Origin of the sequence: Acinetobacter sp. P1(2025), assembly GCF_051390655.1 — a bacterium.
Lineage (GTDB): Bacteria > Pseudomonadota > Gammaproteobacteria > Pseudomonadales > Moraxellaceae > Acinetobacter > Acinetobacter junii.
Genome location: NZ_JBPKBJ010000022.1, coordinates 1 through 16,714 on the forward strand (window position 1 = coordinate 1; position 16,714 = coordinate 16,714).

Genomic DNA, 16,714 nt, shown 5'->3' on the forward strand with positions numbered 1-16,714 from the left:
TGTAGCAGTCCTCAACAGATTTACGGAATTAGGTCGACCACTTACCCAAGTTACGCCTTAAATTTGGCTCAATTAGGGGCGCTTTGCATTTCAAATCTTTGTGCAACAAAGCCTCTATAAATCAAAAACCTTAGAAGGCTTCATTCCTGCATTGAATCAAAGTGTCACATTTAAAGTAAAGAAAATTGATGCCGAAGGTGAGTTTGCAACGATAAAAACCACACGACAAACTGGTGGATATGATATTCGAAGCTTTAAATTCCATCTAAGCCCTACAAAGAATATTCCTGATCTCAAAGTTGGGATGAGCGTTTTATTTAATATCGAAGAGGCAAAGTAACACATGCTTGCCATAATGCTTCGTGAAATACGCTCTTTAAAGCGCTATAAAGCTGATTTATTTATGGCAATCATCGCGCCATTATTGGTCATTATACTTTTTGGCAGCATGTTTTCAGCTGGTAAACCTGATCACTTACCCATCGTTGTGATTGATCAAGATCAAAGCGAGATGAGCCGAAAAGTTATTCATGCTTTAAGCGTGAATCACACTATAAAAATTAAAACGATTACAACCAGTCAAGATGAAGCAGAACAATTAATCAATAAAACAGATGCTTGGGGTTTTGTATTTATTCCTGAAGGTGCTGAGCAGCGCTTAGTTAGTGCACAAGATGCACAAATTAGTATTGCTTATAATCAATCTTTCTTTAGCGTTGGGAATACAATCTCATCAGCGATGTTGATCAGCACCTTAAATGGAATTGCTGAATATATGGGAGATGATTATTTGTCAAATACCATCCCCTATATAGAAATACCTACACCTCACATAAAAATATCCACTTTATATAATCCTAATATGAGTTATGAACTGTTCTTGGAGCCATTTATGGTGCCAGCAGTTTTACATTTATTATTATGCTGTTGTGTTGCTTTTGCAGTTGGTCAGGAATTTAAACGTAATACATTCAATCAGTGGGTCACTGGTGGAACTGCAATCCACACTTTACTCGGTAAATTATTAGTTTATGTACTCATTTTTTGCTTTTGGACTTGGTGTTGGATGTTTTGGCTATCGAATATCCGAGGTTATTTCATACCAGGTTCCATCTGTTTAATCCTTACCGCTCAATTTTTCTTGTACTTCGCCTATGCCGTCATTAGTAGTTCTGTAGTATTGGCGACGCAAGATCTGGCAAAAACCTTTGGCTTTTTAGCTTTGTATGGTGGTTCTTCTCCTAGTTTTTCAGGAATCACCCTCCCCCTAAATAATGCACCTGTATTTACTCAAATTTGGTCAATGCTGATTCCCTACACACCTTATGCAAAGTTACAAACTGAACAATGGGTGATTGGCAGCGATCCAATAATTTCACTTATTCCACTTTCTATCTTAATTGCTTTCTCAGCATTGTTCTTCTTTGTGAGTATTCGATTACTTCGAAAATTGACTCAGGAGCAATGCGTATGAAAACATTTTTAAATTATTATCTGCAAACCTTTAAAAATATTGCAGCAAATACCTCAATCTTCACCACGCTCATTGCTGCTGTCATTTTATATAGTTTTTTTTATCCAACTGCTTATAAAGCACAAACAGCGGAAGATATTCCGATTGTTATCGTAGATGAAGAGCAAAGTGTTTTAAGTTCGAAAATCATTAGCCAAGTTTCAAATAGTCCTCATGTGAAAATCATGACAGTAACTGATAATTTCTTAGAGGCAAAAAAATTAGTTCAAAATCAGCAAGCAGAAGGTATTTTACTTTTACCCGATAGTCTGACCAATAGCATCACACGTGGTGAAATGGGAGGCATAGGTCTATATTTAAGTACAGCTTATTTCATTCAAACGAAAGAAGTTGGCATAGGTTTAGCAGGTTCTATTGAAGCAACCTTGCAAGAATTTTTGGAAAAATTCGGTGATGCAACTCCTTTTAAACCAGAACTTTCTATTCATCAAATTCCGCTCTTTAATACATTATCTGGATATGGAAGTTATATTTTTCCTGCTGTAGCGAGTTTAATCATTCATCAGACGCTGTTATTAGGTCTCGCTATGTTGATTGCGAGCTATCGTGAATCAGGTTGGATCGCAAAACCAATCGAGTTTTGGGCAACTTTTACAGCAATTCTCACAATAGGTTGTCTTGGTTGTTTATATCTCTTCGGTTTTACATTTTGGCTTTATGACTATCCTCATGGTGGAAATTTCTGGGGAATGCTGCTTACAACGCCAGTTTATGTAAGTTGTATTATCGGTCTAGCGATGCTGGTTGGATCTTTGGTGGATATGCCTGAACGTGTAGGACATTTAATTGTTGTCACCTCAGTTCCTCTTTTCTTATTAACAGGTACTGCTTGGCCACATGCCGCTATGCCTGAATGGATGCAATATTTAGCTTGGATTCTTCCATCTACACATGGTGTTCAAATGTTTGTGCAATTAAATCAGATGGGTGTACCTACAGCAATCGTGATACCTAAACTGATTTATCTAGCAACTCTTGGTGGAATCTTGTTGGCTTGCTCTTATTATCGTTTAGTCATGCTAAAGCCAATAAAAAAGGAAGCTAATTAGCTTCCTTTTTTTAACAACTTATAACTTAAGCTTCTGGAGTATCATCTTTAGGTTCTACTAAAGCTTCCTCAGAATTTAAAGCATCAAGCTCAGTATTTTCTACTGATTGCTCTATAGTCTCTAACTCTTCGTCTTCTTCTACAGCTTCAATAGATACAACACCAACTAATGTTTCAGCGTCACTCAATCGAATCAGACGAACACCTTGTGCGTTACGACCTGTGGTTGCCACTTCTGCTGCACGTGTACGAACCAAAGTACCACCATCAGAAATCAACATCAGCTCTTTGGTTTCATCAATCGATACAGCACTGATTAATTCACCATTACGCTCACTCGTTTTAATCGCAATAACACCCTTACCACCACGTTTCTTGGTCGGGAAGTCATCAACTGGAGTACGCTTACCATATCCATTTGCACAAGCACATAACACTTCACCTGTTTCTGGAACAACAACAAGTGAAACAATACGGCTTACAACATTAGAATCGGAAGAATCGTCATTATCATCGCTGTCATCATTTTCAACTTCAGCATCTTCTACGTCGATCGTGTTACTTGCAAAACTAACACGCATACCACGTACACCTTTCGCAGTACGTCCCATTGCACGAACATCTGTCTCAGCAAAGCGAATCGCTTTACCTTCATTTGAGAACAACATGATCTGCTGATTACCATCCGTAATCGCAACACCGATCAAGGTATCTTCTTCATTTAACTCAATAGCACGTAAGCCATTAGAGCGAACATTACTAAACTGTTCTAACTCAACACGTTTAACCGTACCTGATGCCGTAGCCATAAACACATAGTGATTTTCAGGGAACTCAGTCAACGGTAAGATCGCGGTAATCGTTTCATTCGCTTCCAATGGTAACAAGTTCACCATCGGGCGTCCTTTAGCACCACGAGAGGCTTGAGGTACCTCAAACACTCTCAAGCGATAAACTTTACCAACATTTGTAAAGCACAATACTGTCGCGTGGTTAGATGCAACAATCAAATGCTGAATAATGTCATCATCTTTCATTGAGGTTGCAGATTTACCACGACCACCACGACGTTGAGCTTGATAATCCGAAAGTGGTTGCGTTTTTGCATAACCTGTTTGAGAAACAGTGAGTACCACTTGTTCTTCAGGGATTAAGTCTTCACGACAGAAATCAACACCAGATTCAACGATTTCTGTACGACGTGCATCACCATACTGTTGCAGGATTAAAGCAAGCTCTTCACGAATTACGTTCATCAATAAATTAAAGTCATTTAAAATCGCCGTTAATTCAGCAATTTGACCTAAAATCTCAGTATATTCAGCGTGCAACTTATCTTGTTCAAGACCCGTCAAACGATGTAAACGTAATTCAAGAATCGCATTCACCTGTGTTGGTGATAAACGATAAATATCTCCTGACAGACCAAATGGACGTGCGGGATCTTCCCCTTCAATTTCATCTGGACGAACTGAAATAGCGCCAGCTTTTTCTAGAAGTGCGACAACACCACCACCAGCCCATTCACCAGCCTGTAAACGCTCACGTGCTTCACTAGGATTGGCAGAAGTCTTAATGGTTTCAATAATGGCATCAATATTCGCTAATGCAACAGTCAAACCTTCTAAGATATGCCCACGTTCACGTGCTTTGCGAAGCTCATACATGGTGCGGCGTGTCACAACTTCTTGGCGGTGACGGATAAATGCCGCAATAATATCTTTAAGATTCATCAATTTTGGCTGACCATTATCTAGGCAGACCATATTGATGCTGAAAGAGTTTTGCAGTTGGGTGTGTAAGAATAAATTATTTACAATGACTTCCGCGTTTTCGCCACGCTTCAAATCAATTGCAATACGCATCCCTTCCTTATCTGACTCATCTCGAAGTTCAGAAATTCCTTCAAGTTTCTTTTCTTTAACTAGTTCAGCTATACGCTCAATCGTTTTTGCTTTATTGACCTGATATGGAATTTCAGTAAAGACGATAGTCGTACGACCCGTTTTCTGATCTTCTTCGAAATGATACTTACCACGGATATGAAGACGACCTTTACCCGTACGATAAGCATCTACAATACCTGATTTACCGTAAATAATACCGCCAGTTGGGAAGTCAGGACCAGTAATATGCTCCATCAATCCTTCAATAGAAATATTCGGATTATTGGCATAGGCTAAACAAGCATTGACGACCTCAGTCATATTATGCGGCGCCATATTGGTCGCCATACCTACTGCAATACCTGTTGTACCATTGATCAAAAGATTAGGAATACGAGTTGGCATCACTTGCGGAATACGCTCAGAACCGTCGTAGTTATCTTCCCAATCAACCGTGTCTTTTTCTAAGTCGGCCAAAATTTCATGGGTAAGCTTTTGCATGCGGACTTCGGTATAACGCATTGCCGCCGCACTATCGCCATCGACAGAACCAAAGTTACCTTGACCATCGACCAACATATAACGCAAGCTAAAATCTTGAGCCATACGAACAATCGTTTCATAGACTGCACTGTCACCATGAGGGTGATATTTACCGATTACATCACCCACTACACGAGCAGATTTTTTATACGCTTTGTTATAATCATTGCCCAATTCGTGCATTGCGAATAATACGCGACGATGAACAGGTTTGAGACCGTCTCTCACATCTGGCAATGCACGAGATACGATTACGCTCATTGCATAATCTAAATATGAATGCTTGAGTTCGTCCTCAATGGCAATCGGTCTGATTTCCGATACGCTCATGCATACTCCTTGTTTACAGATAGAAACATCTACCTGTTTTTATGTCTTCAATCTTGCAAAAATTTAGCTCAAAAAGATTGAACTAAAAATAAAAAATACAGCGAAAAATTATAGCATAAACAACCAACTAACAGGGAGTTAAACCCATTGAAAATAGCATTTTTTTACAATAAAAAATTGATTAGAATTAGTAAGTTAAAAAATATTTTTTGATTGTGAACTTTCAACAATATTTTTTTAATGTGGTGGCTAAAATACGAGCAAAAACATCATAAAATTTTAATCTTAAAATCATTACTTCACGTCGATTACGAATTAAAATTTATGATCATTTTTATGTAATTAGCGATATAAATCTGCTTGCTCTCTTTGGAAATATATTAAATCCAATGCTAATGAAAAGCCTGTTATTTGAAAAATCATGCTATGCAGCTGACCACGGTGATGGGTCTGATGATTAAAGATATGCGCGAGCACTTCAATAAGAGGCTCAGTATGGCGCTGCCCGTGTCGTGTGTAAGAAATGGTACCATGAAATGCTTCATCATTAAGCTGCTGCACGAATGCAATCATGCTTTGATCTTTAAAGAATCTCGCATTAGTGAGCGAATCTAAGTCTGCATGAACAATCTCATCTAAAGCATACTGAGACTGCACTACTCTATGAATACGCTCGAACCATAAAATATCAGCGACCAATATATGATTTGCTGTACGAAACAATGACTCGAAATAAGCCCCACAATTTTGATTGATTTGGTCTTCATTTAAGTCTTTTAAAACAAAGAATAATTTTTGATTCGCCCAAGCGTTATAATTTGCCAACATCAAAAAATATTTTTTAAAACTATAACTCATTAATTAGATCCATTTTTTATTATAATTTTTAACATAAAAAAGCGCTCCTGAGCAGAGCAGTAAAGTATCGCTTTAACCGCCTGCGCAAGAGCGCTTTAAACTTTAATTCAGTGAATTAAAGTTTAGATACCAATTCTGGTACAACAGTGTTCAAATCACCAACTAACCAGTAGTCAGCAACGCTGTTGATTGGTGCTTCTTCGTCTTTGTTGATAGCAACAATAACTTTAGAATCTTTCATACCAGCTAAGTGCTGGATCGCACCAGAGATACCGATTGCCATGTATAGATCAGGCGCAACGATTTTACCAGTTTGACCAACTTGGAAGTCGTTAGGTACGAAACCAGCATCAACTGCTGCACGTGATGCACCTTGTGCAGCACCAAGCTTGTCAGCTAATGGGTCAAGTACTTTATGGTAGTTCTCACCAGAACCTACACCACGACCACCAGAAACAACAATGCGCGCAGCAGTTAATTCTGGACGATCAAGTTTCACGATTTCTTCGCTTACAAACTTAGAAATACCAGCATCTTTCGCTTCAGCAACAGCTTCAACAGCAGCAGAACCACCTTCAGCAGCTACAGCATCAAACGCTGTACCACGAACTGTACCAACGATAATTGCTTCATCTGATTGAACAGTTGCAATCGCGTTACCAGCGTAGATTGGGCGTTTAAATGTATTTGCAGATTCTACAGAAATGATATCTGTGATCATGCTTACATCAAGAAGTGCAGCAACACGTGGAAGAATGTTCTTACCAGTTGTTGTAGAAGCAGCTAATACGTATTTGTAACCTTTCGCTAAATCCGCAACTAAAGCAGCTACGTTTTCAGCCAATTGGTTTGCATAAGCAGCATTGTCAGCAAGTAATACTTTGCTCACACCAGCAACTTTAGCAGCAGCATCAGCAACTGCTTGAGCGCCAGAACCAGCTACTAATACAGTAATATCACCACCGATTTTTTGAGCTGCCGCAACAACGTTTAAAGTTGCACCGTTAAGTGTCTGGTTGTTGTGATCAGCGATAACTAAAATACTCATGATTGTATCCTTCTGTATTAGATCACTTTCGCTTCGTTTTTCAATTTTTCAACAAGCTCGTCTACAGACTTCACTTGTACGCCAGCTTTACGTTCAGCAGGTGCTTCAACTTTAACAGTTTTAAGTTTAGTACCAGTTGCAACGCCATAATCAGCAGGAGATTTAGTATCAAGTGGCTTCTTACGAGCTTTCATAATGTTTGGAAGAGCAGCATAACGTGGCTCATTCAAACGTAAGTCAGTTGTGATGATTGCAGGAAGTGCAAGCTCAACAGTTTGTAAACCACCGTCGATTTCACGAGTAACTTGAACTTTACCGCCGTCAACTTTAACTTCAGATGCGAAAGTACCTTGACCAGCACCAAGTAAAGCGCCAAGCATTTGACCTACTTGGTTAGAGTCGTCATCAATTGCTTGTTTACCAAGAAGAATAAGTTCTGGTTTCTCAGCATCAACAACGCCTTTGAGGATTTTAGCAACTTCTAGAGCACCAATTTCATCAGCAGTTTCAACTAAAATACCACGGTCAGCACCTAAAGCCATTGCAGAACGGATTTGTTCTTGAGCATCTTTAGGACCCACTGAAACAACAACGATTTCAGAAACTGTTCCTTTTTCTTTTAAGCGAACCGCTTCTTCCACTGCGATTTCACAGAATGGGTTGATTGACATTTTAACGTTAGTAAGGTCAACCCCACTATTGTCCGGCTTAACACGAACTTTAACGTTGGCATCAACCACACGTTTTACAGCGACAAGAGCCTTCATGTAATCCTCGGCTGTTCTAAGCAAGTAAATGTAGTGAAGAGTATTCTAACTCTTCGTTTGAAACTTTTTAGGTGCCCTATCTTGCAATGTATTTGGCATTTCGGTCAAGTCACAATTTCTGCTCGGGGTATAAAAAAGATGAAATGCTCAGTTCACTTATTTGTAGTTATTGATGTAATTGAATTGTTGTGTATTTAATAGGATATTCATTAGGCTTTGATTTTTTTAATATTTTAATATAATTCAACAACCTAAATATCGACTATTTTTTAAATTTGATGGATCTGTAACGGATCATTTCGTGCAAATCAAATCCCCTTTTAGGCTTCAAAAAATATTGGCAATAAAGTAAGAACCCAAAACCGACATGATTCACTCTCATCACATTTTAATAGTCGCTTATTAATCACCCAACTTTGCAACATAATATAACCAAATTTAGTCTTTTTGAGCCCGTGGATGGGTTTGATCATAAACTCTTGCCAATTGATCAAAATCAACATGTGTATAAATTTGTGTAGTAGACAAATTGCTATGTCCTAACATTTCTTGCACTGACCTTAGATCACCACTTGCAGATAACATATGACTGGCAAAACAATGTCTCAGCAAATGAGGGTGTAAATCAACATTCACTCCAGCTCTTTGTGCTTGTAGCTTTACCCGATTCTCAATTTGTCGAGGGGTAAGTCGATTACCACGTTGTGAGATAAAAACAGCACTATCTAAGTTAAATTCACCTTGCCAGATTCGATAAATTTTCAGCCATTCAATTAGACTATCTTTCGCTTTCTGACCAAACGGAACGATTCGAGTCTTATTGCCTTTACCTGTAATTCTTAACAATTGACGATTGAAGTCGATATCTTTAATCATCAAACCTTGTAATTCAGCGAGCCGCAGTCCACTGGAATAAAGTAATTCCAGTATCGCTTTGTCACGCAGCCACAACTGCTGTTCAATTGGTTTATCTGGTGGAGCTTGGTCTAAAATTTGATGTACAGTTTCAATATCGACCATACCTGGCAAGGGTCTAGGCTGTCTTTTTAACTTAAAATCTTCTGATGGATTTTGTTGTAAATATTGTCCTTGCTCAGCCCACTTCATAAACTGGCGTATTGAGGTCAAATGACGCTGCAAACTGCTTGAACTCAACTGATCTTTTTCAACACGATTTGCCAAATATTCGCGTAAGTCAGATGCTTCAATATCGTATAAAGCTAAACTCTTGCTGTCACAAAAGTTAAAAAAATCAGTAAGATCACGTTGATAAGCTTCAATCGTATGTTCTGACTGATTTTGAATAATTCGTTCTTTTAACCACATTGATAGCAGTTTTTCAGGAGCTTCCAAGCTATATTCTCTTGTTTGCATGTGCTATTTATAGCGTAGTTTAACAAATTTTTATTCATTAAAGATTATACAAGCATCGAAGATGAACAATTGATGTAATACAATAAATTTCAAGTTTCGAGCGGTGGCTTTATATAATGCTTACTCTTCTGATCCCTTACCTGATTGCAATCACTTTACTGACCATTACACCTGGATTGGATACAACTTTAGTTATTCGCACAGCAACTATTGAAGGAAAAGCTAAAGCCTTTCAAGCAGCTTTGGGTATCACGCTAGGCTGTATTGTTTGGGGTGTAGTTGTTGCTTGTGGATTAGGTGCGCTTTTAATGACTTCTGATTTGGCATTTAACATGCTGAAATGGATGGGAGCAGCTTACTTAGCTTGGCTTGGTTTAAATTTACTATTGAAACCACGAACTCAACTTGCAGATATAAATGATACGACGAATACTCAAAATTGGTTTGTTAAAGGTTTTTTGGGAAACTTACTCAATCCTAAAGTAGGTGTCTTTTACCTCTCCTTTCTTCCTCAATTTATTCCACACACTGCTTCTCCTGTGATTTGGACGATGGGCTTAGTCATGATCCATGTTGTGATTGGGATTATTTGGTCTATCATTTTAATTTCTGCGATGCAATCAATTTCTGATTACTTAAAACGACCAAAGTTTATTAAGTATATGGATCGTATTACTGGCAGTATTTTTATACTGTTCGCCTTAAAACTAGCATTTAGTAAAAGATAATCAATCCAATAATGTGTTTGTGGAACACCCTCGACATAAAGCTAAATAGTTTCTAAAAACTTATTAATTTGCAACGCGACTTTATTGGCACATTTTTCTGCCAACTGATGATCACCACCCTCGACAATATATAAATTAGATTTTTCAATTAAATGATTTAGATACTTACCTACCTCAACGGGGCTAATTGGATCATGATCACCCCAAATCAATAAGGTTTTGATATCTATCGAGGATATGAATTCCTCGTAATTGATGCTGGTTGTGATAAACCAGTTCGGATATTCTGCGTATTCTTTCTGATAAAATTCACGCCAATCTTGAACCTGAAACTGATCTAAATTGACCCCACCCGAGGTTGCAATCAAGATTAAACCTTTTATTAAAGAAGTTTTTTCTAGTGCAGCTTTGATCGCAAAGATTCCACCCATTGACTGTGCAATTAAGATTGAAGGTTGTTGAATCTGCTCAACAACATAATCACTCAAATCATCAAAACTATTTATATCAGGATGTGCAGCCACACCATGGAAACTTGGATAGGCAATCACTTGCTTTGTGTAAGTTTTGGGAAGTTGTGCAATTAAAGGATACCAAAATTGTGTATTACCTGAAGCGCCTGGAAGAAAAACCAAGTTATTCATTATTATCCTTGAGACTTATTATTCTTAGAGATAAACACCCTACTAAGTGCAAGGTGTTTATTTTCCACTCAATTTAGCTTTGGAAATATCTTAAATCCAGACGCGCATCATAAACATGTGTTGTTGGACCTGTCATCCATACCACATCGCCTTCACGCCAAGCTATATGCAATTTCCCACCAGCTAACTGAACTTCAACTTCATTAGCGAGTAAACCACGGCGCATACCACTGACCGCTGCGGCACAGGCACCTGTACCACAAGCTAAGGTCTCACCTACACCACGTTCAAACACACGTAAGCGAATATGTTTTTCATCAACAATTTGCATAAAACCAGCATTTACTCTTGCTGGAAAACGAGCATGTGATTCAACTTGAGGACCAATTCCTGCAACATCAGCCGTTAATACATCTGGCACGATCGTAACCGCATGAGGATTTCCCATGTTAACGACATCAATGTTGATGCTTTTATTATCAGCAAGACCCAGTTTGTAAAGACCTTCAGTGTCTTCGTGTTCATCCGTTAGGAATGGAATCTCAGCTGGAAGAAACTTCGGAGGACCCATGTTGACACGTACCCAACCATTTGCTCCCAATTCAGGCTCTACAATACCTGCTTTTGTTTGCACACGAATCTTGGTTTTAGTCGTCAGTTGGCGCTCATGTACAAATCGAGCAAAACAACGCACACCATTACCACACTGTTCAACTTCAGAACCATCTGCATTAAAAATACGGTATTTAAAGTCAGCATCTGGAAAATCAGGCGGTTCAACGATAAGTAACTGATCAAAGCCTACGCCAAAATGACGATCAGCTAAACGCTGAATCGTGACTGTATCTAAATAAGCGCGTTGGGTGACAAGGTCAACAACCATAAAATCATTGCCCAAACCATGCATTTTGGTAAATTCTAAATACATCCAATTTACTCCTCAGGCAATAAACGTTCTTTTTCCCAAAGTGATTCGATGGTTTCACGCTCACGTATTAAATAAGCTTGATCACCACTGACCATCACCTCAGCAGCACGACCACGTGTATTATAGTTTGAGCTCATTACAAAACCATAAGCTCCAGCACCCAATACCGCTAAGACATCATTTTCTTGCAGCGCTAAATCACGCTGTTTCCCCAAGAAATCACCTGTTTCACAGATCGCACCGACCAAATCCCATGTTTTTACTTCAACATCTGAATGTGGGGCAACAGATTGAATATCCATCCATGCTTCATATAAAGCAGGACGAATCAAATCGTTCATTGCTGCGTCAATAATTGCAAAATTTCGATGATTCGTTGGTTTCAACAAATCAACCTTTGTCAATAATGCACCTGCATTTGCAGAAATACTACGACCAGGCTCCATATAAACTTTCAAACCTAGTTTTTCTAATACAGGGCGCATCGCATTTGCATATTCAGCAACGGTTGGCGGTGTTTCATCTTTATAGCGCACACCTAAACCACCACCAATATCAATATGTTTGAGGTTGATGCCTAACTTTTTCAACTCTTCAATCATTAAAACCACACGATCAAGCGCATCAACGAATGGCTTGGTCTCAGTCAACTGTGATCCAATATGACAGTCGATCCCGACAATTTCTAAGTTTGGTAAAGACACCGCGTATTGATAAGTTTCATACACTGTATCGCTTGGGATACCGAATTTATTTTCTTTCAAGCCTGTTGAAATATAAGGATGCGTCTTTGCATCGACATCTGGATTGACACGCAATGAAATCGGAGCTTTTTTTCCAAGTTTAGCTGCAACTTTCTGAATACGATCAAGTTCAGCATAAGATTCAACATTGAAACAAGCGATGCCAACATCTAATGCTTTTTCAATGTCCGCTTCTGACTTACCCAAGCCTGAAAAAACGATCTTCGCTGGATTACCACCAGCCGCAAGAACGCGCGCAAGCTCTCCACCAGTCACAATATCAAAACCAGCACCTAGTTTTGCCAAAACATTAAGAACAGCTAAGTTTGAGTTTGATTTCACCGCAAAACAGATTTGATGATCAATAAAATCAAAAGCACGATCCATATCTAGATAATGTTTTTCCAAAGTTGCTTTGGAATAAACATAGAGTGGCGTGCCGAATTGCTGCGCGAGCTGATCAAGTGAACATTGCTCAGCATGCAATACGCCATTAATGCGAGTGAAACTCATGAAGATGTCCTTATTTACAAACTTAAGGTGAGATGGTTTTGACTACTGTGATGATGATGTTGAGTTTTCAACTTGAGTATCATCATCCTTTTGATCAGATGAGCTTTGAGATTGCGATGCATCGTTTTTGTAAAGCAAATACTTTGCTCTTTTATCATGGTTTGGATCAGACGGTAACTGTAAAGCACCAGATTGACCACACGCTGTTAATACAATACTGCTAAACAATAAACTGATCGAACAAATGACTTTAAGCATCTGAGCACCTAATTTTTACAATTCGGAGCAGTATAGCGTGAACCTCAAATTGGCTAAAGTCCAAACATAAAAAAACGCCAACATAAGCTGACGTTTTCATATATCACGGTTGATCTTATTTTTTCTTTGCGAAGAAATAACCAATGATCAGAATAATGAACCAAATTGGACTGACAATCAGAGATTTTCGAGTATCTTCATCCAATGCTAAAACGCCAATCGTACATAAGAAGAAAATAATCACGATCCAGCATGTCATCACACCACCTGGCAATTTAAAAATTGACTGTTCATGAAGTTCAGGAGATCGTTTGCGGTAGTTCATATAACTCCACATAATGATAATCCAAACGCAAATGAACAAAATCGTAGATAAGGTCGTTGCCAAAACAAATGCTGTTACTTCATCGTTAGTTCCGCTTTGTAACTTATATACAAACTGAATCATTGCGCCGATGAAAATACAGATCGCTGAGAAAATCAATGCATTTGCTGGAACAGCTGCTTTAGACAAACCTGCAAATAGTCGAGGCGCTTGTTTATCTGTTGATAAACCAAAAAGCATACGACTCGTTGAGAATACCCCACTGTTCATAGATGACATTACCGAAGATAACACCACCAAATTCATAATAATTGCAGCAGATGCAATACCAGCCTGAGAGAAAATATTCACAAATGGGCTGACTTTAGGATTGATCTGATCCCAAGGCGTGACACTCATTACGACAAAAAGAGCCAAGACATAGAAAATGATAATACGTATTGGAATCGAGTTAATCGCTTTGGGTAAGTTTCTCTGAGGGTCTTGAGTTTCAGCAGCCGTAGTTCCGACAAGCTCTACCCCAACAAATGCAAAAATTGCAATTTGGAATCCTGCAAGGAACCCTTCGAAGCCTTTAGGGAACATACCTCCATGCGTCCATAAGTTTGAAACGCTGGCTACAGTTCCCGATGTATTGGTAAAACCAGTGAAAATCATCCATAAACCTACAAGGATTAATACAATAATCGCTGTGATTTTCACCATTGCAAACCAGAATTCCATTTCACCAAATAACTTCACGGTAACGAGATTCAGACCCAATACGAATGCTATGGCAACGGTACTAATCAACAAACCACCTAAAGGCGTAAATGACTGTCCACCATTAAAAAATTCGAGGTAATAAATGATCGCGGACAGGTCAGCAATACCAATCGTGACCCAACATAACCAATACGTCCAGCCAACGAAATAACCTGCCCACGGACCAATCAAGTCAGTTGATAAATCAATAAATGATTTATAGTTTAGGTTTGAAAGCAATAATTCGCCCAATGCACGCATGACAAAGAACACCATCAAACCAATCAACATATAAATAAATAGAATTGATGGGCCAGCTAAACTAATCGTTTTGCCTGAACCCATAAACAATCCTGTGCCGATTGCGCCACCAATTGCAATCAGTTGAAGATGTCGATTAGATAGACTACGGTGAAGCCCACTTTGCTCGTTGACCTCACCTAAATTTTGATTCGACATTTTTACAAAAACTCTCCAGTATCTTTCGTTCATTAGCTAATGATCAAATCAAAATGACAATTCGCACCATTTAATGGCATCTTCTTGCACTGTAAATTGTTTTGATGATGTTTTAGCTAACCAATTTTTTGTCTGTACAACTCAACATTTCAAGTTAAATACAAATGGGCCTGATCATACGCACAAGGATGCACCAACTCAATGCACTTTTTTGACTCCATATTTTTCAATAGCTTAAAAATTAGGCAATAAAAAAGCAGCCTCTGAAGGCTGCCTTTCTATCTAGATTTTTACTTTAATTTATTATGATATTACTTTTGTTTATTCTTAATACGATCTTCCCAGAACGTAGCATTACGAATACCAAGTTTTACTGGATCAAAAGTAAACTCTTTAACACCTGCTTTTTGCTGCTGTTCATAATCTCTTAATGCTTTAATCGTTGGTTTCCAAATGAAGTAAGTTACAATAATACCAATGATGTTAATCCAAGCCATTAAGCCCACACCGATATCACCAATTCCCCAAATATAGCCTGTCGCACTGATTACGCCATATGATACAGAAAGAATGATGAAGCATTTGGTGATAAATAATAAAGATGGAGTTTTAGTAATATAACTTAAATAAGTAATGTTGGTTTCAGCGATATAGTAATATGCAACAATCGTTGTAAATGCGAAGAAGAATACAGCTAGTGCAACAAAGATTTGTCCAAAACCACCAAATACCGTGCTCACAGCCATTTGTGTAAATGCTGGCGAACCAATTTCAGCTGTAGCAGCAACATTTTGTACAATAAATTGACCAGCTTCTAATGTGCCTTGAACGTTATACATGCCCGTGATCAAAATCATAAACGCAGTTGCTGAACACACAAATAAAGTATCTACATAAATCGAAAACGCTTGAACAAAACCTTGTTGCGCAGGATGCTGTACCTCAGCTGCTGCAGCGGCGTGTGGCCCTGTACCCTGACCTGCTTCATTCGAATAAACACCACGTTTCACCCCCCAACCAATTGCGGCACCCAGACCTGCCATAGGAGAAAAGGCATCAGCAAAAATTAAGGAAATCACATCAGGTAACTTATCAATATTGATGAAGACAATAATTAAAGCCATCAAAATATAGCCTGCCGCCATAAATGGCACCACGAATTCAGCAAATTTTGCAATTCGTTTAATACCACCAAAGATAATGACCGCAAGTAATGCCACAATCACAACTAAAGCTAAAAGCTTATAAGTACCGACGTTTCCAAATACAATCGCACCTTCGCCAGTAATTTGAGTGAATGCATTACCAACCGCATTTGCTTGAATACCTGGTAAGAACAATCCGCAAGATACAATTGCTGCGATTGCAAATAGAATCCCTAACCAACGTTGACCTAGACCACGGTCAAAATAGAATGCAGGACCACCACGATATTGACCTTGATATTCAACTTTATAGATTTGACCCAAGGTTGATTCAACATATGCTGTACTTGCTCCTAAAAAGGCAACGAGCCACATCCAGAAGACCGCACCTGGTCCACCAAAACCAATTGCGGCAGCAACACCTGCAATATTACCTACACCAACACGACCTGACAGTGAAACAGCGAGTGCTTGGAACGATGAAATACCCTGTGCTGATGAACCACCTTTAATGAGAAGTCTCATCATTTCTTTCATTTGTCTAACTTGTACAAACCTTGTCAGAATAGAAAAAAATAGACCTGCACCTAAACATAAATAGATCAGAGCTTTGCTCCAAATAATACTATTTATCCAATCAACAATTTCTGCTGCACTCATATACACCAACCTTTTTTATATAATTAAAAAATATATCAATTGATACATTTTCATTTGTCTGAGCATCAGCAATATTTATGCCATTCAATATAATTCTTATGACAACAAATGAGCAAATGCTCAAAGACCTTCCGTGGAAAAAGTGAATTTAAAGAATTTTTCGACTCAAAAACATACTA

General features: G+C 38.5%; 14 protein-coding genes and 1 pseudogene. 4 read left to right on the plus strand and 11 right to left on the minus strand.

Going from position 1 to position 16,714, the window contains the following annotated elements; all coding sequences use genetic code 11:
• Positions 1–109: 109 nt before the first annotated feature.
• From ACSC97_RS07415 to ACSC97_RS07425, 3 genes and pseudogenes are all read left to right on the plus strand, one after another.
• Positions 110–340: pseudogene (locus ACSC97_RS07415) on the plus strand (HlyD family secretion protein); the annotation flags it as partial.
• A 3-nt stretch (positions 341–343) separates the two neighbouring features.
• The gene (locus ACSC97_RS07420; RefSeq protein ID WP_436660156.1) at positions 344–1,474 is read left to right on the plus strand and encodes an ABC transporter permease; all 1,131 of its coding nucleotides are present in this window, start codon (positions 344–346) and stop codon (positions 1,472–1,474) included.
• Complete coding sequence (locus ACSC97_RS07425; RefSeq protein WP_436660158.1) at positions 1,471–2,583, plus strand: ABC transporter permease; 1,113 nt, start codon at positions 1,471–1,473, stop codon at positions 2,581–2,583. The genes ACSC97_RS07420 and ACSC97_RS07425 overlap by 4 nt, the downstream gene beginning before the upstream one ends.
• Before the next feature lie 25 nt (positions 2,584–2,608).
• On the opposite strand, the gene gyrA is transcribed toward ACSC97_RS07425, so the two are convergent.
• The 5 genes from gyrA to xerA form a co-directional block, all read right to left on the minus strand.
• A complete protein-coding gene (gyrA, locus tag ACSC97_RS07430; RefSeq protein ID WP_346808967.1) occupies positions 2,609–5,341 on the minus strand; it encodes a DNA gyrase subunit A in 2,733 nt (910 codons plus the stop codon).
• 342 nt (positions 5,342–5,683) lie between these two features.
• The gene (locus ACSC97_RS07435) at positions 5,684–6,199 is read right to left on the minus strand and encodes a DinB family protein (protein ID WP_436660160.1); all 516 of its coding nucleotides are present in this window, start codon (positions 6,197–6,199) and stop codon (positions 5,684–5,686) included.
• 115 nt (positions 6,200–6,314) lie between these two features.
• Positions 6,315–7,247, minus strand: coding sequence for an electron transfer flavoprotein subunit alpha/FixB family protein (locus ACSC97_RS07440; protein WP_004952903.1), 933 nt, complete (start codon positions 7,245–7,247; stop codon positions 6,315–6,317).
• Between the two features lie 17 nt (positions 7,248–7,264).
• Positions 7,265–8,014, minus strand: a complete 750-nt coding sequence (locus ACSC97_RS07445) for an electron transfer flavoprotein subunit beta/FixA family protein (RefSeq protein WP_004952901.1) — start codon at positions 8,012–8,014, stop codon at positions 7,265–7,267.
• A gap of 438 nt (positions 8,015–8,452) precedes the next feature.
• Positions 8,453–9,340, minus strand: coding sequence for a site-specific tyrosine recombinase/integron integrase (xerA, locus tag ACSC97_RS07450; RefSeq protein ID WP_171053812.1), 888 nt, complete (start codon positions 9,338–9,340; stop codon positions 8,453–8,455).
• 164 nt (positions 9,341–9,504) lie between these two features.
• Here xerA and ACSC97_RS07455 point away from each other — a divergent pair, with 164 nt between their 5' ends.
• Positions 9,505–10,116, plus strand: a complete 612-nt coding sequence (locus tag ACSC97_RS07455) for a LysE family translocator (protein ID WP_436660163.1) — start codon at positions 9,505–9,507, stop codon at positions 10,114–10,116.
• A gap of 41 nt (positions 10,117–10,157) precedes the next feature.
• Here ACSC97_RS07455 and ACSC97_RS07460 read toward each other — a convergent pair whose 3' ends face one another.
• The 6 genes from ACSC97_RS07460 to ACSC97_RS07485 form a co-directional block, all read right to left on the minus strand.
• Complete coding sequence (locus ACSC97_RS07460; RefSeq protein ID WP_436660165.1) at positions 10,158–10,760, minus strand: alpha/beta fold hydrolase; 603 nt, start codon at positions 10,758–10,760, stop codon at positions 10,158–10,160.
• 73 nt (positions 10,761–10,833) lie between these two features.
• Entirely contained in the window at positions 10,834–11,688 is an 855-nt protein-coding gene (gene dapF, locus ACSC97_RS07465; protein WP_004913683.1) for a diaminopimelate epimerase, read from the minus strand.
• A gap of 5 nt (positions 11,689–11,693) precedes the next feature.
• On the minus strand, positions 11,694–12,944 hold the full coding sequence (gene lysA, locus ACSC97_RS07470; RefSeq protein ID WP_075696255.1) for a diaminopimelate decarboxylase: 1,251 nt from the start codon (positions 12,942–12,944) through the stop codon (positions 11,694–11,696).
• A gap of 42 nt (positions 12,945–12,986) precedes the next feature.
• Positions 12,987–13,202, minus strand: coding sequence for an LPS translocon maturation chaperone LptM (gene lptM / locus ACSC97_RS07475; protein WP_004913686.1), 216 nt, complete (start codon positions 13,200–13,202; stop codon positions 12,987–12,989).
• Positions 13,203–13,317: 115 nt separating this feature from the next.
• Entirely contained in the window at positions 13,318–14,730 is a 1,413-nt protein-coding gene (locus ACSC97_RS07480) for an amino acid permease (protein ID WP_336948939.1), read from the minus strand.
• Between the two features lie 311 nt (positions 14,731–15,041).
• Positions 15,042–16,535: an alanine/glycine:cation symporter family protein gene (locus ACSC97_RS07485; RefSeq protein WP_436660168.1), complete on the minus strand. Its 1,494-nt coding sequence runs from the start codon at positions 16,533–16,535 to the stop codon at positions 15,042–15,044.
• Positions 16,536–16,714 lie beyond the last annotated feature (179 nt).

Bases quoted from the DNA above. Each gene is read 5' to 3' on its own strand.
- ACSC97_RS07455 (WP_436660163.1), top strand. From the start codon at position 9,505: ATGCTTACTCTTCTGATCCCTTACCTGATTGCAATCACTTTACTGACC.
- ACSC97_RS07440 (WP_004952903.1), bottom strand. From the start codon at position 7,247: ATGAGTATTTTAGTTATCGCTGATCACAACAACCAGACACTTAACGGT.
- ACSC97_RS07480 (WP_336948939.1), bottom strand. From the start codon at position 14,730: ATGTCGAATCAAAATTTAGGTGAGGTCAACGAGCAAAGTGGGCTTCAC.
- ACSC97_RS07425 (WP_436660158.1), top strand. From the start codon at position 1,471: ATGAAAACATTTTTAAATTATTATCTGCAAACCTTTAAAAATATTGCA.
- dapF (WP_004913683.1), bottom strand. From the start codon at position 11,688: ATGTATTTAGAATTTACCAAAATGCATGGTTTGGGCAATGATTTTATG.
- xerA (WP_171053812.1), bottom strand. From the start codon at position 9,340: ATGTGGTTAAAAGAACGAATTATTCAAAATCAGTCAGAACATACGATT.
- ACSC97_RS07485 (WP_436660168.1), bottom strand. From the start codon at position 16,535: ATGAGTGCAGCAGAAATTGTTGATTGGATAAATAGTATTATTTGGAGC.
- ACSC97_RS07460 (WP_436660165.1), bottom strand. From the start codon at position 10,760: ATGAATAACTTGGTTTTTCTTCCAGGCGCTTCAGGTAATACACAATTT.
- ACSC97_RS07435 (WP_436660160.1), bottom strand. From the start codon at position 6,199: ATGAGTTATAGTTTTAAAAAATATTTTTTGATGTTGGCAAATTATAAC.
- gyrA (WP_346808967.1), bottom strand. From the start codon at position 5,341: ATGAGCGTATCGGAAATCAGACCGATTGCCATTGAGGACGAACTCAAG.
- ACSC97_RS07445 (WP_004952901.1), bottom strand. From the start codon at position 8,014: ATGAAGGCTCTTGTCGCTGTAAAACGTGTGGTTGATGCCAACGTTAAA.
- lysA (WP_075696255.1), bottom strand. From the start codon at position 12,944: ATGAGTTTCACTCGCATTAATGGCGTATTGCATGCTGAGCAATGTTCA.
- lptM (WP_004913686.1), bottom strand. From the start codon at position 13,202: ATGCTTAAAGTCATTTGTTCGATCAGTTTATTGTTTAGCAGTATTGTA.
- ACSC97_RS07420 (WP_436660156.1), top strand. From the start codon at position 344: ATGCTTGCCATAATGCTTCGTGAAATACGCTCTTTAAAGCGCTATAAA.